Source organism: Actinoplanes sp. GCM10030250 (assembly GCF_042666575.1).
Classification (GTDB): Bacteria; Actinomycetota; Actinomycetes; order Mycobacteriales; family Micromonosporaceae; genus Actinoplanes.
This window is the reverse complement of record NZ_JBHTDO010000001.1, coordinates 662,452-685,668: the sequence shown is the minus strand read 5'-3', so window position 1 is coordinate 685,668 and position 23,217 is coordinate 662,452. Positions and strand designations below refer to the sequence as shown.

16 protein-coding genes are annotated in these 23,217 nt (G+C 70.7%); 4 read left to right on the top strand and 12 right to left on the bottom strand.

Annotated features, from left to right (window positions below):
- Window positions 1–5 precede the first annotated feature (5 nt).
- From ACFQV6_RS03010 to ACFQV6_RS03000, 3 genes are all read right to left on the bottom strand, one after another.
- Window positions 6–1,679, bottom strand: coding sequence for a serine/threonine-protein kinase (locus ACFQV6_RS03010; RefSeq protein ID WP_378025712.1), 1,674 nt, complete (start codon window positions 1,677–1,679; stop codon window positions 6–8).
- A gap of 113 nt (window positions 1,680–1,792) precedes the next feature.
- Window positions 1,793–3,874 carry a response regulator gene (locus ACFQV6_RS03005; protein WP_378025711.1) on the bottom strand — a complete coding sequence of 694 codons (2,082 nt, stop codon included), beginning with the start codon at window positions 3,872–3,874 and terminating at the stop codon, window positions 1,793–1,795.
- Window positions 3,875–3,941: 67 nt separating this feature from the next.
- The gene (locus ACFQV6_RS03000) at window positions 3,942–4,880 is read right to left on the bottom strand and encodes a ribose-phosphate diphosphokinase (RefSeq protein WP_378025710.1); all 939 of its coding nucleotides are present in this window, start codon (window positions 4,878–4,880) and stop codon (window positions 3,942–3,944) included.
- Window positions 4,881–4,948: 68 nt separating this feature from the next.
- Between ACFQV6_RS03000 and ACFQV6_RS02995 the strand changes: the two genes are divergently transcribed.
- On the top strand, window positions 4,949–5,791 hold the full coding sequence (locus tag ACFQV6_RS02995; RefSeq protein WP_378025709.1) for an ABC transporter ATP-binding protein: 843 nt from the start codon (window positions 4,949–4,951) through the stop codon (window positions 5,789–5,791).
- Between the two features lie 431 nt (window positions 5,792–6,222).
- Here ACFQV6_RS02995 and ACFQV6_RS02990 read toward each other — a convergent pair whose 3' ends face one another.
- The 5 genes from ACFQV6_RS02990 to ACFQV6_RS02970 all read right to left on the bottom strand — a co-directional run bounded on the left by ACFQV6_RS02990 (window position 6,223) and on the right by ACFQV6_RS02970 (window position 15,697).
- On the bottom strand, window positions 6,223–6,876 hold the full coding sequence (locus tag ACFQV6_RS02990; protein ID WP_378025708.1) for an ABC transporter ATP-binding protein: 654 nt from the start codon (window positions 6,874–6,876) through the stop codon (window positions 6,223–6,225).
- Window positions 6,877–6,886: 10 nt separating this feature from the next.
- Entirely contained in the window at window positions 6,887–10,129 is a 3,243-nt protein-coding gene (locus tag ACFQV6_RS02985; protein WP_378025707.1) for an FtsX-like permease family protein, read from the bottom strand.
- Window positions 10,126–13,152: an FtsX-like permease family protein gene (locus ACFQV6_RS02980; protein WP_378025706.1), complete on the bottom strand. Its 3,027-nt coding sequence runs from the start codon at window positions 13,150–13,152 to the stop codon at window positions 10,126–10,128. The genes ACFQV6_RS02985 and ACFQV6_RS02980 overlap by 4 nt, the downstream gene beginning before the upstream one ends.
- A gap of 88 nt (window positions 13,153–13,240) precedes the next feature.
- A complete protein-coding gene (locus tag ACFQV6_RS02975) occupies window positions 13,241–14,227 on the bottom strand; it encodes a magnesium transporter CorA family protein (protein WP_378025705.1) in 987 nt (328 codons plus the stop codon).
- Window positions 14,228–14,242: 15 nt separating this feature from the next.
- On the bottom strand, window positions 14,243–15,697 hold the full coding sequence (locus ACFQV6_RS02970) for an MFS transporter (RefSeq protein WP_378025704.1): 1,455 nt from the start codon (window positions 15,695–15,697) through the stop codon (window positions 14,243–14,245).
- A gap of 117 nt (window positions 15,698–15,814) precedes the next feature.
- Here ACFQV6_RS02970 and ACFQV6_RS02965 point away from each other — a divergent pair, with 117 nt between their 5' ends.
- Complete coding sequence (locus ACFQV6_RS02965) at window positions 15,815–16,474, top strand: TetR/AcrR family transcriptional regulator (RefSeq protein WP_378025703.1); 660 nt, start codon at window positions 15,815–15,817, stop codon at window positions 16,472–16,474.
- A 214-nt stretch (window positions 16,475–16,688) separates the two neighbouring features.
- Complete coding sequence (locus tag ACFQV6_RS02960; protein WP_378025702.1) at window positions 16,689–19,088, top strand: alpha-amylase family glycosyl hydrolase; 2,400 nt, start codon at window positions 16,689–16,691, stop codon at window positions 19,086–19,088.
- A 50-nt stretch (window positions 19,089–19,138) separates the two neighbouring features.
- Here ACFQV6_RS02960 and ACFQV6_RS02955 read toward each other — a convergent pair whose 3' ends face one another.
- The 4 genes from ACFQV6_RS02955 to ACFQV6_RS02940 all read right to left on the bottom strand — a co-directional run bounded on the left by ACFQV6_RS02955 (window position 19,139) and on the right by ACFQV6_RS02940 (window position 22,019).
- On the bottom strand, window positions 19,139–19,711 hold the full coding sequence (locus tag ACFQV6_RS02955) for a PIN domain-containing protein (RefSeq protein ID WP_378025701.1): 573 nt from the start codon (window positions 19,709–19,711) through the stop codon (window positions 19,139–19,141).
- A 9-nt stretch (window positions 19,712–19,720) separates the two neighbouring features.
- Window positions 19,721–20,179 (bottom strand): excisionase family DNA-binding protein, encoded by a 459-nt coding sequence (locus tag ACFQV6_RS02950; RefSeq protein WP_378025700.1) that lies wholly within the window; start codon window positions 20,177–20,179, stop codon window positions 19,721–19,723.
- A 74-nt stretch (window positions 20,180–20,253) separates the two neighbouring features.
- Complete coding sequence (locus ACFQV6_RS02945) at window positions 20,254–21,363, bottom strand: ATP-binding protein (protein WP_378025699.1); 1,110 nt, start codon at window positions 21,361–21,363, stop codon at window positions 20,254–20,256.
- Window positions 21,360–22,019 (bottom strand): response regulator transcription factor, encoded by a 660-nt coding sequence (locus ACFQV6_RS02940; protein ID WP_378025698.1) that lies wholly within the window; start codon window positions 22,017–22,019, stop codon window positions 21,360–21,362. The genes ACFQV6_RS02945 and ACFQV6_RS02940 overlap by 4 nt, the downstream gene beginning before the upstream one ends.
- Window positions 22,020–22,310: 291 nt before the next feature.
- Between ACFQV6_RS02940 and ACFQV6_RS02935 the strand changes: the two genes are divergently transcribed.
- Window positions 22,311–23,192, top strand: a complete 882-nt coding sequence (locus tag ACFQV6_RS02935) for a S1 family peptidase (protein WP_378025697.1) — start codon at window positions 22,311–22,313, stop codon at window positions 23,190–23,192.
- Window positions 23,193–23,217: the final 25 nt, after the last annotated feature.

Genomic DNA, 23,217 nt, shown 5'->3' with positions numbered 1-23,217 from the left:
TGGGACTACCAGGTGAAGGGGTTGCCTCGGGTGGTGCTGGCGGCGGTGTGGCCGTTGCGGACGTAGCGGTAGGACATCACGACGGCGTACATGCGCCCGCGCTGAGGTGAGACTCCCACCGGCCCGCACTCCTTCGTGAACGACTCCTTCGTGAACGTCAGGTCGGCGCACGCTGTCGGTCCCGCCACGACCCGGCCCGTGCCGGCGTCCTGGAGCAGCACCTCGATCCGCCCGCGGCCGCCGGCCGGCGCTGTCAGGGAGGCCTGGAACTGGACGTCCCGTCCCACCGAGTGGCACGGGCGCGGTCCCAGCGGCGTTCGGGACGGAAGGTCGAAGACGAAGCCCTGGGCACACTGCCACGGCCCGTTGGGCTTGCGCTCCGGCACCGGAGACGACGTGGCTTTGCGGGTGGAGGCGCGCGGTTCAGCCCGTACGGCTGCATGGGGCTTGGACGCCGGAAGCGCGACGCCCCTCGCGGTCTTGCCATTTTTCGCGGGCCGGGTGCTCTGCGGCTGCCTGGTGGTGCGCCGCGGCGGCGCGCTCACGGTGACCAGCGGCGCGCTCGGGGCGACGATCACCGTGGGTGACTCGCTGCCGGAACCACCGGAGCGGCCCAGATGCCAGGCCGTGGTCGCGATGCCGGAAGCCAGGATGGTGCCCGCGACCAGGGCGGCCGTCGCACCGGGACGGACCCAGCGGTTGGGCGGCGCGTCGTTGCGGGGCCGGCGGCGCGGCGCGGAGCGACGGGACTGCGACGAGCGCGGCGCGGGGACGTGGGAGATCGGGGCGATAAAGGCGGATGGTGCCTCCAGCGCCGGAACGCCGGCCAGGAGATCGGCGAGTCCGCGCAGGTCGGCGACGAGTTCGGCGGCGCTGGGGCGCAGGCGCGGCTTGCCGGCCAGGCACAGCATGATGATCCGCCAGAGCGGGTCGGGGATGCCGGGGCGGCGTTTCGGGTCGCCGTCGGCGTGCATGCGCATGAGCTCTTCGATGGCGTCGCTGCGGTACGGCGGACGGCCCGAGACCAGCTCGTACAGGAGCACACCGAGTGCGTACACGTCGGTGGCCGGACTCGGTGTGACGCCGTGGAACGCCTCGGGCGCCATGTAGTGCGGGGTGCCGACGACCGCGTTGGGTGTGGTCATGCTCGGCAGGTTGAGGATCCGCGCGATGCCGAAGTCGGTCAGCCGCGTCTGCAGTACGCCGTTCTCATTGCAGAGCAGGATGTTGTCGGGCTTGAGGTCGCGGTGGATGATGCCCAGTTCGTGCGCCTCGGCCAGCGCGGCCGCCACCTGCCCGGCGAGCCGGACGGCCTCGGCGGGCGGCACCGTACCGTGCCGGTTGAGGTGGTCGCGGAGGCTGCCGCCGTCCACCAGGTCCATCACCAGGCCGAGGGTCTCCCCCACGCTGAACAGGTCGCGCACCCGCACCACGTGCCGGTGCCGCAGCATGAGCAGGATGGTTCGCTCCTGAACGAAGCGGGTGACCAGCCGTGGCTGCCGCAGCAGGCTCTCGTGCAGCAGCTTGATCGCCACCGGCTTTCCGCTGGCGCGGTCCTCACCTCGCCAGACGGTGCCGGTGGCGCCCTGCCCTATTGGCCTGACCAAAAGGTACGAATTCCCGACACACCGCCCGGCCAGTTGCGCATCCGAGCCGCTATCCGTGGGATCCTGGGTCACTCCGCGGTCCTTCCGATGACGGCAATGCCCCGGAATACTGCGGTTTGTCCGTATCAACTGGCAAGCTTCGGCGCCCGAGTTCGCACCCTCCGGTACGAGTCAGCCCCTCCCCGTCACCGCGTTCGGCTCCCGTCGTTCGGGAGTTGCGAACCGCCGTTCGGGAGTTGCGAACCGCCGTTCACCGGCTGCGGGCCGCACAGGGACCGGATGGCGCCCAGCAGCGTGGACCGCGTGAACGGCTTCTCCAGCAGCATGCTGTTCTCGTCCAGATGCAGCTGCGGCCCGAGCGACGCCGCCGTGTAGCCGGACATGAACAGCACCGGCAGGTCCGGCTGGTGGATACGCAACGCGCCGGCCAGCTCCGGCCCGGTCATCGTCGGCATCACCACGTCGGTGATCAGCAGGTCCGGCCGCGCACCCGAGGCCACCTCGGTGACCGCCGTCAGCGCGTCGGTCGCCACGGTGATCTCGTACCCGGCGGGCGCGATCAGCCGCTGGACCAACTGGGCCACGTCCGGCTGGTCCTCGACGATCAGGACCCGGCCGATCACCGCCCCCTTCTCCCTGCGATCACCGGACGGCGACTTCTGCTGTTCGGCGGCGGGCAGGTAGATGTGCACGGTCGTACCGAGGCGCGGCTGCGACTCCAGCTCGATGAACCCGCCCAGGTTCTGCACGATGCCCGCCGTGGTGGCCAGGCCGAGGCCGGCGGCGGTGGGCCGGGTGGTGAAGAACGGCTCCAGGGCCCGGCGGCGGGTCTCGTCGTCCATACCCGCGCCGGTGTCGGTGACCACCAGGTGCACCAGCTTGCCGGTGGGAGCGCCCTCGGCGAGCTGGCCGGGCGCGACCACCTCGTTGGTGGCGGCGACCCGGACCATGCCGCCGTGCAGCATCGCGTCCCGGGCGTTCGCCGCGAGGTTGACGAGCGCCTGCTCCAGCGGGCCCCGCTCGGCCTTGACCGGCCAGATGTCCGCGCCGAACGTCAGGTCGAGGCCGATGTGCTCGCCGAGCGTACGGCTGAACAGCGTCTGCACGTCGGTGAGCAGGTCCGGGATCGGGATCACCTCGGGGCGGTTGCCCTCGCTGCGGCCGAACGCCAGCAGCTGGTGGGTGAGCGTACGGCCCATCCCCACCGCGTCCAGGATGTCCTTGGCGAGCTGCTCGTGCGGCGAGCCCTCCTCGGAGCTGCCCAGGATCATGTCGGCGGAGCCGGCCACCACCGTCATCAGGTTGTTGAAGTCGTGCGACAGGCCGCCGATCAGCTGGCCCAGGCTGTCCAGCCGGCGCAAGTGGTCGAGCTGCCGCTTGAGGCCGCGGGCGTCGATGTGATCGGTCGTGTCGGTGATCATGCAGAGCACGCCGCCGAACTCGCTGTTGTCGTCGCGTACCGGCATCATGCTGATCCGCACGCTGCGCCGCGACCCGTCCGCCCGCATCAGCCGGGTGGCACCGACAGTGGACCGGCCCGTCTGGCACTCGGCGATCCGCCGGTCCAGCTCCTTCTGCCCCACGTTGTCGAGGAAGCCGCGCAGCGACACCCCGATCAGCTCGGCCCGGGGCATGCCCAGCACCACGCCGATCGGCTCGTTCGCGTAGGTGGCGACACCCTCGGGGTCGAGCTGGAGCACACCCTCGGGGATGGTCTCCAGCACACGCCGGTACCGCTCCTCGGAGGCACGCAGACGCTCCTGCGCGCGGGCCGACGCGACGGCGAGCGACACCTCACCGGCGATGTCCCGGGCCAGTTCCACCTCGGGAGTCGAGTAGAACGCGTCCGGGGTGTGCCGGGTCAGGATCAGATAGCCCGAGAACGTGTTGTCGACGATCACCGGGCACAGGACGGCGGCGGTGATGCTCAGCTCCGGGGCACCCAGACCGGCGGCCGTGTCAGCAGCCAGCACTATCGGCCGGCGGCTGGCCGCGAGCGTGGTCGAGTACTCGTCGTCCGGGGACTTTCCGGCCCGGTCCAGTGCCCGGGCCAGCGGGGCGGACTGTTCGTTGTCGAGATGGTGGTACGAGATGTGCTCGTACCGTCCGTCGTCGCGGAGAAGTTGCACGCCCGCGCCGTCACCGATCATGTCGGCGGCGACGCGGGCGGCCGTGGAACGTACCTCAGCGGGCTCAGCCGACGCGCGGCTGAGTGCGAGGGCCAGGTCGGCGAGCGCGTACCGGAGGGGGTAAGCCATGACACCCATGCGCACATGATTCGCGTTTGGTGAGGCTCATGAGGTCGGAATCGACTTTTCTCAGAAGTTTCTTTTTTCAGGAGAAAAGGGCACTGACCGACTCGCCGTTGTGGATCCGGCGCATCGCCTCCGCGAGCGGCTTGGCGACCGACAGGATGGTCAGCTTGTCGGTGCGCTTGTCCAGCGGAATCGGCACCGTGTTCGTGCAGACGATCTCCTCGATCTCCTTCTCCGCGGAGAGCCGCTGCACCGCGTCGTTGCTGAACAGGCCGTGCGTACAGGCGACCCGGACGCTGCGCACGTTGCGCTCCCGCAGCCGGGCCAGCAGCTCGAAGACCGTGCTGCCCTTGGCGATCTCGTCGTCCAGCACGATCACGTCCCGGTCGGCGACCTCACCGATCACCGAGCTGATCACCACCTTGTCGTCGGCGAACCGCTGCTTGGCACCGGCGGCCACCTCGACGCCGAGCAGCCGGGCGAACGCCGCCGCCTCCTTGGCGTTGCCCAGGTCGGGTGAGACCACCACGGTGTTGCTCAGGTCGTAGCCGCGGAAGTGGTGGGCCAGCTCGCGCAGCGCGTGCAGATGGTCGACGGGGATGTTGAAGAACCCGTGCACCTGCGGCGAGTGCAGCGTCATCGCCAGCACCCGGTCGGCGCCGGCGGTCGTCAGTAGATCAGCCACCAGGCGGCCGCCGATCGAGATGCGCGGGGCGTCCTTCTTGTCGGAGCGGGCATAGGCGTAGTGCGGCAGAACCACGGTGATCCGGCCGGCCGACGCGCCCCTGGCGGCGTTCAGCATGAAGAGCAGCTCGGCGAGATTCTCCTGGGTCGGAGGGACCAGCGGCTGGATCACGAACACGTCCCGCCCCCGGCAGTTCCCCTGCAGCTGCACCTCGATGCAGTCGTTGGCGAACCGGGAGATTCGGGTGGGCATCAGCGGCACCGCGAGGTGCTCGCAGATCTCGGCGGCCAGCTCGGGATGGGCAGATCCAGTGAAAACGGCGATGTCACGCACGGGCACCACCCTAGAATGCCGCCTCGTGGGGTCGTCAGGACGGTCCAGGCTTCGCTAGCTTGTCAGACATGAACGGGCTTGCCGTGGCGTGCCGCCGAGTCGTCCACATCTACCGCGCCGAGGCCGGTGACGTGGTCGCCCTCGCCGGCGTCGACCTGTCCATCGCCCCCGGCGAGACCCTCGCCCTCGTCGGCCCCTCCGGCTCGGGCAAATCAACCCTGATCGCCCTGCTCGCGGGCCTGATGCGGCCCTCCGCGGGCCGGATCAACGTCGGCACCTACGACATGGGCAAGCTCTCCGACGGCGAGATCTCCCGGCTCCGCGGCACCGAGATCGGCGTCGTCCTCCAGGGCGCCGCCCGCAACCTGCTGCCCTACGCGTCACTGCACCGCAACATCTGGCTGGCCCAGCGCCGCGCCGCACACACCCGCGGCATCAAACTCGACGACCCCGACCGCATCCTCGACCTCGTCGGCCTCCCCGGCCAGGGCCGCCGCAAACTCGCCGACCTCACCCCCGGCGGCCGCCAGCGAGCGGCCCTCGCGGTGGGCATCGCCGCAGGTCCAGGCCTTCTGCTCGTCGACGAGCCGACCAGCCGCCTGGACACCGCGGGCCGCGACGAGGTCCTCGACGCACTCGAAACGGTGAACTCCGAACGCCACACCACGATCGTGGTCGTCACCCACGACAACGACGTCGGCGCCCGCCTCGGCCGCGCCGTCACCATCCGCGACGGCCGCGTCGGCGCCGAGGGCCGCGACGGCCAGGACTTCGCCGTGGTCGCCGGCGACGGAACGGTCCAGCTGCCGCCAGAGGTGCTGGGGTCGTATCCACCGGGCACCCTGTTCACCGTCCAGCACGTCGACGGCGAAGTCACGCTAGTCCCGGGCGGCGCCGAAACACCCCTTTGAGGCTTCCGCCGAGCCCTTTGAGGTGAGAACGCTGGTTCTTGTTGAGGGTGAGAACGCTGGTTCTTGTTGAGGGTGAGAACGCTGGTTCTTGCCACCCTTGGTCACGCTTTGGATTGAGGGCGCCGGGATAACCCTTTGAGGGTACGGTCGGACGCCGTTCCGCCATATTTCGTCCGTTCACGGGATTCGGCGCGATCCAGCTGCCGGTTCAGGGCCGCAACGCGCGCATCCGGCGCGAAGACTTGGGTCGCGCCTCAGCGCCCAAACCCCACGTCCCCGGAGTCCCAGCCGCACACGTTGACGCTTCCGTGTGCGGCTACCCACCCCCGCAGCGTGTGCAGTTGCTCCGCCGCGTCCCGTCCCGCTCCGCCGCGTCCCGTCCGGCCCCGCCGCGTCCGCTCGTCTGGTTGCGGGCTGATCGCCGGGTGGGGTTAGGGGCGGGGCCAGGTGGCTTGGCCGTCGGCGAGGTGGAGTTCGCGGTCGCAGGCGGCGGCTGCTTCCGGGTCGTGGGTGGCGAAGACGACCGCCGCGCCTCGGGCTGCCTCCGCGCGGAGCAGGTCGAGCACGCGCTGGCGGTTGGCGGCGTCGAGTTCACTGGTTACCTCGTCGGCGAGTACTACGTCGCCGTGCAGGGCCAGCCCCCGTGCCAGAGCCGTCCGCTGCTGCTGGCCGCCGGAGAGTTCGTCGATCAGCTGGTTCGCTTGGCCGGAGAGGCCGAGCGCGTCCAGCGACTCCGCGGTCCGGCGACGGGCGTCCGCGGGTGAGCCACCGGTCGCGATCACGGCCACTGCCACGTTTTCGGCAGCCGTGAGGATCGCTGCCAGCCCGTTGTCCTGCGGTATCAGCACCACACCGAGAGATACCGCGTGATCCCGTCCGGAGAGCGGGGCGCCGTCCACCGCGATCTTGCCGGCACGCGCGGGTAGCAGCCCCGCCATCGCGTTGAGCAGAGTGGTCTTGCCCGCTCCCGAAGTGCCGGTGACGGCCAGCACCTCCCCCGGCCGGGCGTTCACGGTGATTCCGCTCAGCACGGGCGCATCGTCACCGTAGGCAAGCTCAGCCGCCTCGACCGTAAGCGTCACCATCGCTCTCCCTTCAACGCTCATCGGTCCCCGTCCCCCGGTCCTCGACCCGATCATGCGCATCCCGGCCGCCGCCGCCCCGGCCGCCGCCGCCCCGGCCGTCTCCGCCCAGGCTCTGCCCGACCCGACCGTTGCCACCCGAACGGCCATCCGAGCCCCGACCGTTCAAGCCCCGATCATCCGAGCCCCGCCCATCCGAACCCCGGCCGTTTGACGCCCGGCCGTTTGACGCCCGGCCGTTCGGATCGCTGCCGTTCGGGACGCGGCGGCTCTCCACCCGGCGGCGCAGATCACGACCCCCCAGCACAGCCACGAAGAGCTGCACAGCAAGAACCACACCCCCCGCCGCACACACCACACTCACCCGCGGCCACACGGGCAGCGGCAGATCGGGCGGAGCCAGCCCCGCCAGCGGCAGCGCCCACCCCGTCATCCACCAGACTGCCATCGCCACCAGCAGCCCGACCACCGTAGCGATCGCCACCAGCACCGGATATGTCCACAGCGTCGCCTGCCCGGCCGGCCGCGACCGCAGACCCTGGTTACGCAGCGCTGTCAGATCCTCGGTACGCCGTACCCGATCCACAGCGACCGTCAACGCCAGCGCACCCGCCCCGAGCAGCACCGCCAGCCCCGCGCTGAGCAGATAGAACCAGAGCGCGACAGCCGGCCCCTGCCGGTCGAGATTTTCCCGCACCTGGGCCGCCGACACGTCCGACACGACCCGCAGCCCCTGCGCCTGAAGCCGCTCCACAGCATCGGCCGGCGCCGCCGCGCTGAGCCACACCTGCGGTTCCGACACCTGTTTGACGTCGACGGCGAGCAGGTCCGCGTACTCCAGGTCGATCATGATCGACTGGCGTCCCAGTCCGGGAATCGCCGGCATTTCCGCGGCGGCGGCGGCCGGCACCGAGTCGAAGCTCAGACCGTTGATGGCCCCGTCCAGCGGCACCTTTCCCGCCCACGCCATCGGCACCGGGACGGGCGACGTGACCGGCTGGATCCAGCCGGACTCCGCCACGCTGGCGGACACCGTGACGTCGGCCTGGAGTCCCTCCGCCGCCGCCGACAGCCGCACCTGCTCGGACCCGCGCCACCGCGCCGGGTCGGTCAGCGGAGCCGGCGCCGCCGTGTTCAGCTCGCGGATCACCACCCGGCCGGTGATGTCGGCCGCCGTGCCCGCCCCCGAGATCCGAATCCCGTTGAGCCGGCAGCCACGCTCGCACATCGGCACGTCCTCGCGGTACGTGTGGACGCCCTGCCGCAGGTCACCGAGTTCCACGATGGCGTTGCCGAGCCCCGACGTCGACGTCAGCGACACTGCGAGCCGCAGGCTGCGGGCGGAGCTGTCCGCCTCGACGGAGATCTCCTCGCCGGCGAACTTGACCGGCTCGGGGGCCGGTGGGTGCAGGAGCCGGTTCACCTCGGCCGGTGCGGGCGCCCCGGCCGGCCAGGCGGCGACCGCCGCCAGGCGTTCGGTGTCCACGGCGAGCCCCGGCACCGTGCTGGTCCCGCCGCCCGGGAGCGTCACGACCGCCATCGCGAACGCCTTCTGCGGGTCGACGGCCCGGACCACGTCGAGCAGCCGCTGCCGGGTGGTCGACTCGACGGTGAGGACCCGGTCGGCCCCGGTGCCCAGGTGCGCCTGGACGCCCCGGCCACCGGCCGCGGTGTCCACCGCGCTCGCCGAATATCCGGCGACCGCGGCGGCGGCGACCAGCAGGGCGAAGAGCTGGCCGGCACCGGGACGGCGGGAGAGCTGCATGCCGGCCAGCGCGACACCGAGCCGGCCCCGGCGCAGTGCCCGGCCGGCATAGGTGTTGACGAGGGGGAGCAGTGCCCGGGCGGTGAGCAGGGCGAGGGCCAGGATGAGCAGCGCCGGCGCGAACAGCCCGATGCCGGTGAGTTCCCCGTCGGAGAGGGCGAACTGGACTCCGGCGACCACGGCGAGGACGGCCACCACCGCTTCGGTGGCCGCTAGCCGGCGACGGTCCGCCGCGGGTGCCCGCCGCAGCAGGCCGGCGACCGGGCTCACCAACTGCCGGCGCTGCGCCACCACCGCGGCGACCAGGGCGGCGATGGCGGCCACCGGCGCGTACTCGAGGCTGGTGAAGGCCGGGTCGGCACCGACGCCGGGGAACAGGACAGCGGTCACCACGTTGACCAGCAGCTGCCCGGTCAGGCAGCCGACGACGGCACCGGCCAGGACCGCGGTGAGGCTCTCGCCTGTCGCCAGCCACCAGCGGGTCCACCAGCGGGCACCGCGCAGCGCGACGACGGCGAGCTCGCTCTGCCGGCCCTGAGCGCCGTAACCGACGGTCAGATAGATGGTGAAGCAGGCGAGCAGCACCAGCGGTACGGCGACGACCGGCACCAGCAGGCGGGCCGCGGCACGCCCCTCGTCGATGCGGTCCAGCAGCCGGGGTATCCCGCTGTCGAAGATCAGCGACCCCTCGATCTGGCTCGCCGTACGGTTCAGCTCCGCCAGGTCAGCCCGCAGTTCGTCGAGCCGGTCGATGTCGAGGGTGCCGGGCCGGGCCACGCCGTCGATCGCCATCACGGTGACCGTGCGGCTCATCGTGTCCAGCGTGACCGCGTTGGTGAAGACCGGTTCGCCGGCACCGATGTCGGGGCCGGCGACGAAGTATCCGTGCAACCCCCAGTACGCGCCGGTGGGGTCGATCGGCCGGTAGGTGCCCGCAACGGTGAACGTCTTGGCCGGAGCGTCCGGGTACCAGATGATCGGCTGGCTGGTGTCGTCTTGCCGGGCCGCCCGCATGACGATCGGGTCGCCGGCGGCCAGCCCGAGCCGCTCGGCGGTCTTCTCGCCGAGCAGCACGTCGCCCTCGGCGGCCACGCAGCGTCCGGCGACGATTTGCACGTGTGCGCAGATCTCCTGGCGGAACACCAGGTGGGAGGGGTACAGGTTGGTCTTCTCGAGGCCGATCGTGGAGACCTCGGCGGAGTGGTAGTAGGTGAACCCGTCGAGGTTGAGCAGGACCCGCCCGACGTCCGGGAACTTGATCGGGCCGCCGGAGCCGGGTGGTTCCTCGCGGATGTCGTGGCTGCGGCGGGCCACCAGGCTCAGCTCGCTCGTGGACGCGGTGGCGATCTGGCCGTCGGCGGTGGCCCGCTCGGCGGCGATCAGGTAGGCGGGTGCCGCGACGGCGCAGGAGACCGCCAGCATGGCCAGCAGGGCGAGGGTGACCGCCTGTCCGCGCCTCGTCCAGACCATCGCCAGGACCAGGGAGATCATCGGTTACCTCCGCTCGCCCCGGTGGTGCGTTCCGCGCGCAGGCCCCGGATCAGCGGCGACAGCGCCAGCCAGGCGACCAGGCCGAGCAGGAGCAGCGAGCCGAGCGCCGCGAGGGCGACCGCGCCGGCATCCAGCGGGGCCGGCGGCGCCAGCACCGCCCAGCCGTCGGTGAAGGGTGGCACGGTCCGGCCGGTGACCGCGATCGCCAGGAGACCGGCCAGGACCCCGGTGACCAGGCCGGCCAGGACCAGCGCGACGGTTCCCGCGTATCCGGTGCTGACCGCGACCCGATGTGTCAGGCCCTGCAGGCGCAGCGCCGCGAGCTGCTCGGCGAGCGAGCGGCGGTCGACAGTGATGGCGACGGCGAGCGTGGCCGCCGCGAGCAGGAGCGCCGCCAGACCGGCGACCAGGGCGAAGCGGACCACCACGGCTGGTCCCTGGGTACCGAGCCGGTCGGCGTAACCGGCTGCCGTCGCGTCGCGGGTCACGATCAGTCCCGCGGCGGCCAGGTCGGCGACGATCCCCGGCCGGGCGTCCGGCGCGAGCCACACCTGGTACTCCCCGCCCGGGTCGGACTCGGCGGCGAACCGCCGGGCCGAGTCCAGGTCGATCATCAGGCCGTTGCGTCCGAGGACGGGCAGCGCGGCCGTCGTGCCGAGGACGCGCAGCGGTGCCGGTTCACCGTACGCCGCGAGGATCGGCTCGGCGTCCAGCCACTCCTCGGGGGCGGGGCCGGCGAGCAGAGCGGGCAGGGGCAGCGCGTCGGACGTCCACGCGGCGACACCCTGCGGCTCCTCCCCGGTGGCGTTGGGGTCGCCGGCAAGCCGCAGCGCCCCGTCGGCGGCGACGACGTCCAGAGCCGCGCCCCTGGTGTCGGCCCGCCACCGGCTGATGTCGCCGAGCACGGCGGCGTCGAGGATCCCGTTCTCCGCCCCGCCCTGGGCGAGCCCCAGCACGCTGACCGAGGCATCCGGGGGCGGCGGGTCGACCCGCCCGTCCTCGTCCGGTGCGGTGGTCAACTCCCAGCGCACGATCCGGCAGCCGGGCGCGGTGGTGCACCCGGACACCGGCACGGTGACGGTGTGCTCACCGGCGGGCAGGGCGCCGAACCCGACGGTCACCGGCAGGCCGGTGCCCTCGTGCTGGAGGCGGAGGCCGAGCGCCACAGCGGACCCGTCGCGCCGGACCCGCAGGGTGAGGCGGTCGCCGGTGACCAGCGGTATCGGTGGCCGGGTGGACGCGGCCACGGCATCCGGGAGGGCGGCTGCCGCGCCGTACTCGGGGCGCCAGCTGGCCACCGCGGAGAGCCGGGTGGTGTCCACCTCGAGCACCTCCTGCTGGCCACCGCGGTTGCGGACCGCGGCCATCGCCTGCCGGCCGCCGGGATCGGCGGTGCGGACCGCATGCAGGAGGGCGGTGCGGTTGATCGCCTCGACGCTCAGGACACGCTCGGCGCCAAGGTCGGCGACACTGCGGGCGTCGCGGGACCCGCTTTCCGCGCTCCATCCGCCGGCCGCCGTGACGAACAGCGCGACCGCCACCACGACCAGCGTGAACACCCGGTCCATCCCGGGCGAGCGGGACATCCGCAGGGCGGTGAGCGCGGTGCGCATCCGCCCGGCTCGCAGGGCGGCGCCGCCGCCCCGGCCGGCCAGCCGGCTCAGCAGGCGGGCCGCGAGCAGGCCGCCGGCCATGGCGACGAGCGCCGGCGCGGCGGGACCGAGCCCGTCGGCGGTGCCGATCGTCTGCGCCTGGTAGACCGCGGCCGCGGCGACGGCCAGCAGGAGCAGGTCGACGAGGGCAGGCCGCCAGGCGCCGCGGGTGGACCCGGATCGGCTGAGCAGGGCGGTCACCGGCCGGCCGAGCACCGCCGCCTCGACCGCGGCGAGCACGGCGAGGCTGCCGAACAGGACCGCCGCCACGGCCACCGCGCAGAACACGATTGCCGATTCGCGGTCCGGCGCGACGCTGACCGGACCGGCCAGGCCGCGCGCCAGGAGGTAGCCGATCGGGGCGCCGGCGAGCACGCCGAGCAGAAGGGGCACCAGGTGCTGTCCCCAGGCCAGCCGGAGCATCCCGAGCCGGCTGACCCCGCGCAGCTTGAGCAGGGCGGCGTCGGCCCGCCGGTCGCGCAGGGTGAACCAGCCGGCCAGCCCGACGGCGAACCAGGTGAGGATCAGCATCTGACCGCCGGCGGTCAGCACGCCGGTCAGGATGGTGTCCCGGTCGCGCACGATGGCCAGGTGGAGCGGCCGGGCCAGGGTGCCCATCCGCAGCTGCGACTGGCCGAGCCGGACGTCGGCCGCGTTGATCTCGGCGACGAAGTCGAACCCGCCGTCGCCGCGCAGCATGGAGTCCGGCAGCACGACGTCGTACGCCATGGTCGGTGTTCGCAGCTCCCGGTGCTCGAACGTGTCGATCGGGGTGAACGCCGGGTCGAGGGTGGCCTCGGGCCGGAACAGCCGGTTGCTCCAGTAGGACCCGGCCGGGTCGGCGAGCGTGTAGAGCGCCACCACGCGCAGGTTGAGCGGCCCGCTCGACGTGGAGGTCAGGATGGACAGGACGTCGCCGTGCTCGGCGCCGAGCCGCTGGGCGGCCTCGTGACTGATCGCCACCTCGCCGCGGGCGGCGGGGCAGCTCCCGGTGAGGCGGACGTGGGTGCAGAAGTCCTCCCGGTACGCCATCCCCATGCTCGTGCTGGCCACCCCGGTGCGCACGCTGATCGGCCGCACCATGCCGCTGAAGCCGTCGTCCAGCCCGTCCGGCAGCCCGTCCACGACCTGGTTCGTGAACCGGGTCAACTCGCCCTCGGGGTCGCCGGCGAGGTCGACCCGGCTCACCACGGAGACCGTGCGCTGGCTCGGCGGAGCACTGTCGAGATACGTGGTGGCGGCCTCGCCGACGGCGGCGAACCCATACCACGGGCCGGCCGCGGCGACGGCTGCCGCGAGCGCGGTCAGCACCAGAATCGTCAGCACCTGCGCGGCCCGAGTCCGCACCGCGCCGAGGACGAGCGCGAGCATTTCCCCTCCCCCGGTTTGGGGCGAGGTTACGCGATCCGCGGCCTGCTGGGGACCCCGTTCCGGTGGCGCTTACTTAACCGGTTCACAATCAGAGCCAGCCGCGCCGCTTCAGGTAGGCGTACAGCCCGCAGGCACACACGACGATCAGGGCGGTGCTGAACAGAAAGCCCCACCATGTCTCATATCCGGGGTAGGGCAGGTTCTGCCCGAAGTAACCGGTCAGCGCGGTCGGCACGGCGATGATCGCGGCCCAGGCGGCGAGCTTGCGGGTGACCTCGTTGAGTACGTTGCCCTGCTCGGCGAGGTCCGCGTCGAGCAGTTCGGTGATCCGGACGTAGGAGTGCTGGATGACCTCGAGGGCGCGGCGGGCGTGGTCCTCCACGTCCCGGTAATACGGCCGCAAGTGATCATTGATCAGCTCGATCTCGGCCCGATTGACCTGATCGACCACGTCGGCCATCGGCGCCACCGGCCGCCGCAGCGCCGCGGCCGCCCTACGCAGCGCGAAGGCGTAACGCCGGACATCGCGGGGCGCTCCACCCTCACCGAGCATCTGGTCCTCGGTCGCGTCCATCGCCTCGTCGATCGCCCGCGCCGCGTCGTACTGGCTGTCCACGACCACATCGAGCAAGCCGTACACCAGGTAATTCACCCCGCCGAGAGCGGCCAGACCGGCATCCGAGTCCCAGCGGGCCAAGACCTTTTCAAGATCAAAATCACTCTTCCGTACGGTGATCAGCGCCCGCCTCGTGATGAACGCATTGATCTCCCACTTACGGACCTCACCGCCCCGGAACTCCACGGCATAGAGGCTGAGGAACAGGTGATCGGCATATCGATCGAGCTTGGGCCGCTGATGGTCGTGCACGGCGTCCTCGACGGCGAGCGGGTGCAGCCCGAAATCGATCGCCACGGCCTCCAGGTCGGCCAGGACGGGGTCGTGCAGGTCGAGCCATACCACCGCGTCCGGGTGATCGCGGAGCAGCGATGCCGTCTCACCGGCGTCGAAGTCCTCCGCGATCACCCGCCCGCTCTCGTAGAGCCGGCTGCGAACGGGGCAGGAGGGTGCGGTCACCGCACCACAGTAGGGTCAGACCGCCTCGAGCACCCGCTCCTCGTCCGCCGGCTCCGCGGCCCGCACCCGGCGCAGCATGTAGAGGCTCACCGGCACACCGACCGCCACCAGGACGGCCGCGACGACGAGCGAGGACTGGTAGCCCTCGAGGAACCGGTGCATCTCGGTGCCGCTCGCGGCGTTCGACCGGTTGGTCAGGATGGCGCCGAGCACGGTGACGCCGAGCAGGCCGAACACCTCGCGGGAGACGTTGAGCATTCCGGACGCGATCCCGGCCCGGCCGGGCGGCAGCGCGTCGACCACCACGGTGCTGAGCGGGATGAGCAGGCCGCCGCCGATGCCGTAGAGCGCGAACCAGGGCAGCAGGTCGGCGTAACCGGTGCCCTCGCCGTACTGTGCGATGCCGGCGATAGCGGCCGCCATCACGGCCAGGCCGAACGCCGTCACCCGGGCCACACCGAAGCGCAGTTCCAGGCGCGGGGCGAGCACCGCGCCGACCGCCGTGATGATCGCCATCGGGATGAACGCGGCGCCCGCGCCGGTCGGCGAGAAGCCGAGCACGTTCTGCAGGTAGATGGCCATGTAGAAGTAGATCCCGAAGACGCCGAACGCCCACAGGCCCATCGCCAGCAGGCCACCGGTGAACATCCGCGAGCGGAAGAACCTCAGATCCACCATGGAGTCGGCGTTGCGGCTCTGCACGACGACGAAGGCGATGGCGGCCGCGGCGGCCACCCCGAACGATCCGAGGATCAGCGGCGACGTCCAGCCCTCTCCGTCGCCCTCGATCAAGGCGTACGTCAGAGCGAAGAGTGACAGCGACGATGTGATCAGCCCCGCCGGGTCCAGGCGTCGCAAGACGCGGGTGACGCCCGCTGCCCGATCGGCGACCCGCTTCGCCGCGTCATGGCCGGCCGGCACGCTGAACAGCGTCAGGCCGATCGTCGCCAGGCCGATCGGCAGGTTGATCAGGAAGATCCAGCCCCAGGAGACGTGCTCGCTCAGCACGCCGCCGGTGAACGGCCCGACCGCGAGCGCGAGCGCGCCCACCCCGCCCCAGACGCCGATCGCGGTGCCGCGCTCCCGCGGGTCCGGGAACAGCTCCTGGAGCAGCGCGAGCGAGGCCGGAGCCAGCAGGGCCGCACCGATGCCCTGTACCGCGCGTGCCCCGATCAGCAGGCTCTGGCTGTCGGCCAGGCCGGCGGCGACCGACGCCACGGTGAAGACCGCCAGGCCGGAGAGGAACGCGATCCGGGTGCCGAGCACGTCCGCGATGCGGCCACCGGCCAGGAGCAGGCCGGCGAAGACCAGGATGTACGCGCTGGTGATCCACTCGAGTCCGGCGATGCTCAGCCCGAGGTCCCGCTGAATGCTCGGTAGAGCCACGTTGACGACGTTGTTGTCCAGATACGTCATGAAGGTGCCGAGCGCCACCGCGACGAGCGCCCACCACCGGCGATTCTTCTCCATCAGTCCCCCTGAAGCGCATTCATGTACGGCACTCTCATATACAGCGTCCATGTACAGTGTCCATGTACAACGTACATGTACACCGTACATCAGACCTGTACGTTGTATGGTTGTCAAGTGACGGGTGAACGACTGAGCAAGGCGGCGGTGGCCGATCGCGCCCTGCGGCTGGCCGACGAGGAAGGCCTGGAGGCGGTCACCATCCGTCGCCTCGCCAAGGAGCTGGGCGTCACCCCGATGGCTCTCTATTGGCACTTCAAGAACAAGGACGAGCTGCTGCTGGGCATCGCCGACCACGCACTGGCGGACGTTCGCGCCGACCAGACCGCGGGCGACCCCTGGCAGAAGAGATTACGTACGGTGATCGAAACGGTGGTCCGCGTCTTCCAGGAGCACCCGTCCCTGCCCGGCCTGCTGCACGCGGTGGACAAGGGGCAGACGGAGAGCTTCAACCGCGCGACCAACGACACCCTCGCGCTGCTGACCGACGCCGGGTTCACCGTCGAAGAGGGTTACTGGGTCGCGATGTACCTTCTGAACGGCTGCATCGGCATGGTCAGCGCCCAGCCCGGCTGCCCGCCGGGGATGTCCGCCGACCGGGAACCGGAATGGCGGCGGCAGAAGCGCCTGCAGCTCGAGGCCATGCCCGCCGACCGCTTCCCGATGATGATCGAGCTGGCCGCGTCCTACCGGGTGGAGCCCGACCTCGACCACTACTACACGTTCTACGTGGATCTGCTGATCGCCGGCGTCGAGGCGATGGCAGCCTCCCGCTAACCGTCCACACCCGAGTCTCCGCAAGCCCGTCCCCGGACGGGCTTTTCGGCGTGCTGGATCTTTTTGCAAGAAGACGTCATGTGCTTCCAGAACCTGAAAGAACTTGCTACGGTCCCGTCAATGTGAACGCGAGATTTCCTCCTCGCTACCGCATCCCATCCCCGTAACACCCCCGCAGTCCCCATCTGCAGCGCCGTCCCCCTGGAGGCCACCCGTGTCTCGCATTCTCCGCAGAGTGCTGGCCGCACTCTGTGCCGTCCCGCTCCTGATGACCGCTTCGCCGGGCGCCGCGCGGGCCGCCGACCAGGCCACCGTCTACTACAAGGCACCCGCCGCCTGGTCCACGATCAACATCCACTACGCGCCGAACGGCGGCTCCTGGACCGCCGTTCCCGGTGTGGCGATGACCGCCGCCGGATGCGCCGGCTGGTATCGCAAGGACATCGACCTCGGCACCGCCACCGGCCTGCAGGTCGTCTTCAACAACGGCTCGGGCACCTGGGACAACAACTCCGGCCGTAACTACTCGCTGGGCACCGGCGTGATCACCGTCAACGCCGGTGTGGTGACCGCGAACGCGAGCAACCCGTGCGGTGTCACGCCGACCCCGACGCCGACCACGCCCGGCCCGTCACCCACCACTGCGCCGACCACGCCGCCGACGACTCCGGCGACGAGGGGCGAGATGCTGGGCGGCGACCCCCGCAAGGACAGCATCTACTTCGTGCTGACCGCACGTTTCTACGACGGCGACAGCGCCAACAACCGGGGCGGCAGCCAGCACGTGAAGTCGGGCAACGCGGCCGGCAACGACCCGATGTTCCGCGGTGACTTCAAGGGCCTGGTTGACAAGATCGACTACATCAAGGCGCTCGGCTTCTCCGCCATCTGGATCACCCCGGTGGTGCTGAACCGGTCCGACTACGACTATCACGGTTACCACGGGTGGGACTTCTACGAGGTGGACCCTCGGCTGGAATCGGGCGGGGCGTCGTACCAGAATCTGATCGACGCCGCCCATGCCAAAGGTCTCAAGATTTACCAGGACGTGGTTTTCAACCACACCTCCCGGTGGGGCGCCAAGAACCTTTTCACCCCGACCGTCTACGGCGTCCGCGACAGCCAGTGGAGCTGGTATTACAGCGAGAAGGTGGCCGGAAAGCAGTACAACCCGCTGGAGGAGAACGCCGCGGGCCAGACCTACAACGGCGACCTCTGGAACGGCACCGCGCCGGCCGGCAACACCTGCCCCAACTACGGTCAGCCGACCGGCGGCCGGAGCCCGGAAGGTTATGCGCTCTACAACTGCCAATGGCCGTCGCCGACAGCGAAGATGTTCTCCTCGAACCTCTTCCACCAATGCTGGATCGGCAACTGGGAGGGTGAGGACGCCCGCTCCTGCTGGCTGCACGAGGACCTGGCCGACCTGAACACCGAGAACACCGCCGTGCAGGACTACCTGATCGGCGCGTACCAGAAATACATCGACATGGGCGTGGACGGTTTCCGGATCGACACCGCCGTGCACATCCCGCGGGTCACCTGGAACCGCCGCTTCCTCCCGGCCCTCCAGCAGCACCTCACCGCGAAATACGGCGCCGCCAAAGCCAAGGACTTCTACATCTTCGGCGAGGTCGCGGCGTTCGTGAACGACAAGTGGAACCGCGGCTCGGTCAACCACTCCGCCCAGTTCTTCACCTGGAAGGAACGGAATACCTACTCGGCTGACGACACCGCCGCCGCACTCGAACAATTCAACTACGAAAACAATTTGGGTACGGGGAACCAGCCCACCAGCACCAACGCGTTCCTGTCCGGCAACTCCTACCACGCACCGGACCACTCCCAGTTCTCCGGCATGAACATCATCGACATGCGGATGCACATGAACTTCGGCGACGCGCCGAACGCCTTCCACAACGGCAAGGACTCCGACGACTCGGTGAACGACGCCACCTACAACGTCGTCTACGTCGACTCGCACGACTACGGCCCGAACAAGTCCTCGGTCCGCTACTCCGGCGGCACCGACGCCTGGGCCGAGAACATGACGCTGATGTGGACGTTCCGCGGCATCCCGACCCTTTACTACGGCTCGGAGATCGAGTTCAAGGCCGGCCAGCGCATCGACTGCGGCCCGTCCTGCCCGCTCGAGACCACCGGCCGCGCCTACTACGGCAACCACCTGGCCGGCACCGTCACCGCCGGCGACTACGGCGTGGTCGGCTCGGCCTCCGGCACCGTGGCCACCACCCTGTCCCAGCCCCTGGTCAAGCACCTGCAAAAGCTCAACCAGATCCGCCGCGCCGTGCCCGCACTGCAGATGGGCCAGTATTCGACCGACGGCGTCAGCGGCAACATGGCCTACAAGCGCCGCTACACCTCCGGCAGCGTCGACAGCTTCGCCCTGGTCACCGTCTCCGGCGGCGCCACCTTCACCGGCATACCCAACGGCACCTACGTCGACGCCGTCACCGGCGACACCAGAACCGTGACCGGCGGATCCCTCACCGTCTCCCTCAACGACAAGGGCAACCTCCGCGCCTACGTCCTCTCCCAGCCCGGCAACCCGGCCCCCGGCAAGGTCGGCGCCACCACCACCTACCTGAAGTAGCCCCGAACCGCCCCGCCGGCCGGCCTTCCACCCCGGCCGGCGGGGCCCGGCTACCCCAGCTTGGGCAGATCCTCGACCTGCGGCAAAACTCTGCGCCTGACCGCAGCGGCGAACTCCCGCGCTCCGGCACTGCCGAGATAGTCAAGGATCTGATGGACGGTCAACGGCACGCCTCGACGACCGGTGCTGTTTGCCTGTTCGCCGAGAACCCTGAGCAGAGTTCGTGGCTCGCGAGCCCATAGATCCAGCAGAACCACATCGGGATGTTCGGCGACCACGCCATGGGGCCGGCAGGCGGCCGGAGAAAAGTCTCGCAGGTTGCACGTGATGATTGAATCCGCCCCGGCGGTCACCGCCGCCGCGAGGACGTGCCGGTCCTTGGGATCGTTGTCCATCTGGCCGATCAGCGACTCATATCCGGTGACCAGCGCGTCCTCGAACGCGGCGTTCATGCACGCGATCCGTCGTTCGATCGCCGCGGGCGAAACCGGTACGTGCCGTCTGACCTCGTCAAGGATGGCCGGCGACCAGCGGGGTTGGTAAAGCTCCTCTTCGGCCAGCCGAAGCAGGAGATCACACAGCGCGTTGGGTATCAGAACGTTGGCGTCCAGTACCGCGATCATCGTCACGCGTCAGGCCGCGTCGTCCGTCTCGGATGGTGCCGGGTCGCCGTACATTCCCATCTCGACGGCGTCGGCGGTCAGGTCGTCGAGGATGGCGCGCCGGGTCTGAGCGCGACGATCCCGGTAGGCCAGCACCTGCTCCAGTGGAATGCGACGCGACGAACTCGGCCGGATGTAGCCGATTTCGCCAGCCTCGAGCAACTTGATGAGCGTCGGGCGCGACACCCCGAGCAGCGCTGCCGCCTCGGTGGTCGTCAGCTCCCGATCGACGGGAACGATCGCCACACCTCGGCCGGAGGCCAGAACATCAGCGATCCTGGTGAGCACCTCGCGCGCGGAGAGCGGAACGTCGACCTGGGCGCCGCCCCGGCTGATCACCAAATCGCCTGTGCCGTCGTGGAGCAGCCCGGCCAACTCGGCCAGCAAGGGACGTTCCGCATCCCTCGGCATCGTCGCTTCCGTCGCCACGCTCCACCTCGCCTTCCGGCCCTACCCCACCACCCATCTTCCCTCAAAGTGAAAAAAGTGCAACCACCTTGCCGTCAACGGGAATGGGGCTGGTTCTCGGCGGCTTCGGGGAAGGAGACCTGGACGCGGAGGCCGTCGCGGCCGGTGGAGGAGGCGGTGATGAGGCCCTCGTGTGCCTGGGTGATCGAACGGGCGATGGACAGGCCCAGACCCGCGCCGCCGCTGTGGTCGATGCGGGAGGCGGACCGGCGGCGGAACGGCTCGAACAGGGCGCCGACCTCGTCGGCGGGCACGTCGTCGCCGGTGTTGACGACGACCAGGGCCGGGTCGTCGCCGACCTGGACGTCGAGGGTGCCGTCCGGCCGGTTGTACTTGAGCGCGTTCTGCACCAGGTTGCCGACCAGCCGTTCCAGCAGGACCTGTTCACCGAGCACGACCCGCGGCTGGAGGCGGCTGGTGATCGTCACGCCGGCTTCCGCGGCCCGCGCCCGGTACGCCTCCAGCACCCCCGCCGTGATCTCGTCGAGCCGCAGCGGCGACCGGGTCACCAGCCCGCGATCGCTCTCGCTCAGCACCAGCAGCCCCTCGATCAGCCGCTCGTTGCGTTCGTTGGTGGCCAGCAGCTGCGCCGTGAGCAGCTGCAACTGGTCCGGGGTGAGGTCGCCGCCGGTCATACCGACCTCGATCAGCGTCCGCTGGACGGCGAGCGGGGTGCGCAGCTCGTGCGAGGCGTCCGCGGCGAAACGGCGCTGGGCCTCGTAGCCGACAGCGATCCGGTCCATCATGTCGTCGATGGTGCGGCCGAGCACTGCCATCTCGTCCTGGCTCGTGCCGAGGCGCAGCCGGTGACCGAGGTTCTGCGGTCCGACCGCGGCGATCACGCCGACCACGTCACGCAGCGGCCGCAGGCACCAGCGGACAGCGGGAAGGCAGACGACGAGCATGACCGCGAGCACCGGGAACAGCGCGAGCACCTCGATGATGGTGGGCCGCCGGAAGATCTGGACGCACAGGAGCGAGGCGTCGGCGGCCGGTGCCATCAGCGGCGGCCCCTGGCACCAGTCGGGCCCGATCTCGTACCACAGGGCCAGGACCAGGTCGGCGCCCAGCGGTGCGGTCTGAGCGACGACCAGGACGACGGCGCAGAGGAGCAGGATGCGCCGCGCCGGGGACCGGGTGCTCATGCGCCCAGCCGATAGCCGGCTCCGCGTACGGTATGGATGATCTGGGGATCGCCCAGCTTGCGCCGCAGGGTCATCACCGTCATGCGGACACTGTTGGTGAACGGGTCGGCGTGCTCGTCCCACGCCTGTTCCAGCAGGTCCTCGCTGCTCACCACGCTGCCGCCGGCGCGCATCAGCACGTGCAGCACGGCATACTCCTTCGACGACAGCGACAGCAGCTGCCCGTCGCGCGTCGCGCTGTGCCGGGTGCTGTCCAGCACGATCCCGTCCTGTTCCAGCACCGGCGGCAACGCCTGGCCCGAGCGGCGCGACAGCGCCTGCACCCGGGCGGCGAGCTCGGCGAACGCGAACGGCTTGGTCAGGTAGTCGTCGGCGCCCAGGCCGAGCCCCTCGACCCGGTCGCGGATGCCGGCGGCAGCGGTCAGCAGCAGGATCTTGGTGTCGTCGCCGGACTCGACGATCCACCGGCACACCTCGTCGCCGGTGCGCCCCGGCATGTCCCGGTCCACGACGGCGACGTCGTAACGGTTGACGCCGAGCCGTTCCACGGCGCTGTCCCCGTCGTAAACGACGTCGACGGCCATCGACAGCCGGCGCAGACCCTGGGCCACCGTGTCGGCCAGCAGCCGTTCGTCGTCCGCCACCAGCACCCGCATCCTGTGCCCTCTCCGTTCCCCCGATCGCTGCCGGGCCAGGCTCGCGTCTGCCCGCCGGACTCGCCACCGCGGCCGCCCGCCAGGCTCGCGTCCGCCCGCCGGACTCGCCACCGCAGCCGCCCGCCAGGCTCGCGTCTGCCCGCCGGACTCGCCACCGCGGCCGCCCGCCAGGCTCGCACACCGAAGGTAAGGGATTCATAAAGGCGCCGCTGACGCTCGCCGGACGACGCGATCAGCACCATGGTCGGCACCTGCCGGCCGACGTACGGATGGTCTCTCTTGCTGAGGATTATGAAGGATTGCCTGCTGGCTCTCCTGGTAACCGCGGTTGCCGTTGCCTGGGGAGCAGAGCCCGCCGCGGCGATAGCGTACGGCGAGGACGCCCCCGACGGCGCCCACCGCTTCTCGGTCCTGCTCACCATGACCGGCCTGCCCGCCGAGGACGGCACCACCCGGGACAGTTCCTGCTCCGGCGCGCTCATCGCACCACGCTGGGTCATCACCGCTGGGCACTGCTTCCGCGTCGGCGACCAGCACGTCGACCGCCTGGTGGCCGAGCGGACCACCGCCACCGTCGGCCGCACCGACCTGCGCGGCCGGGACGGGTACGAGGTTGAGGTCGTCGCCGTCCACCAGGCCGACGGCGCCGACGTGGCTCTCGCCGAACTCGCCGAGCCGGTCACCGGCGTGACCCCGATCCGCGTCGCCACCGGCCCGCCCGCCGTCGGCGAGGTGCTGCGACTGACCGGTTTCGGCCTGACCACGCGGGGCGGCGACACCGCACCGGCGTCACGGCTGCAGACCGGCGAGTTCGCTGTCGACGCGATCGGGGACTCGCTGCTGGAGACGTCGGGGCGCTCCCCGCGCCCGGACACCAGCCCGTGCCCGCACGATTCCGGGGGGCCGTACTTCCGCGAGGCGCCCGGCGAGGCGCCGGTGCTGGTGGCGGTGGTCAGCAGCGGGCCGGGCTGCCCGCACACGGGCCCGGATTTCAGCGCCCGCCTCGACAACCTGAACGACTGGATCACCGGCACCATGGCGGAGGAGCCCGCCGTCATGGGCGTCGGCACCACTCCCCTGCTGCTCACCGGACTGATCGCCATCGGTCTCGGCGTCCTGCTGGCGACCCGTCGGCGAGCACGGGCGGCCGGATCAGCGCGCACGAGGTCCTAGGCACCTCCTGCGGCGAGTCAGCGGG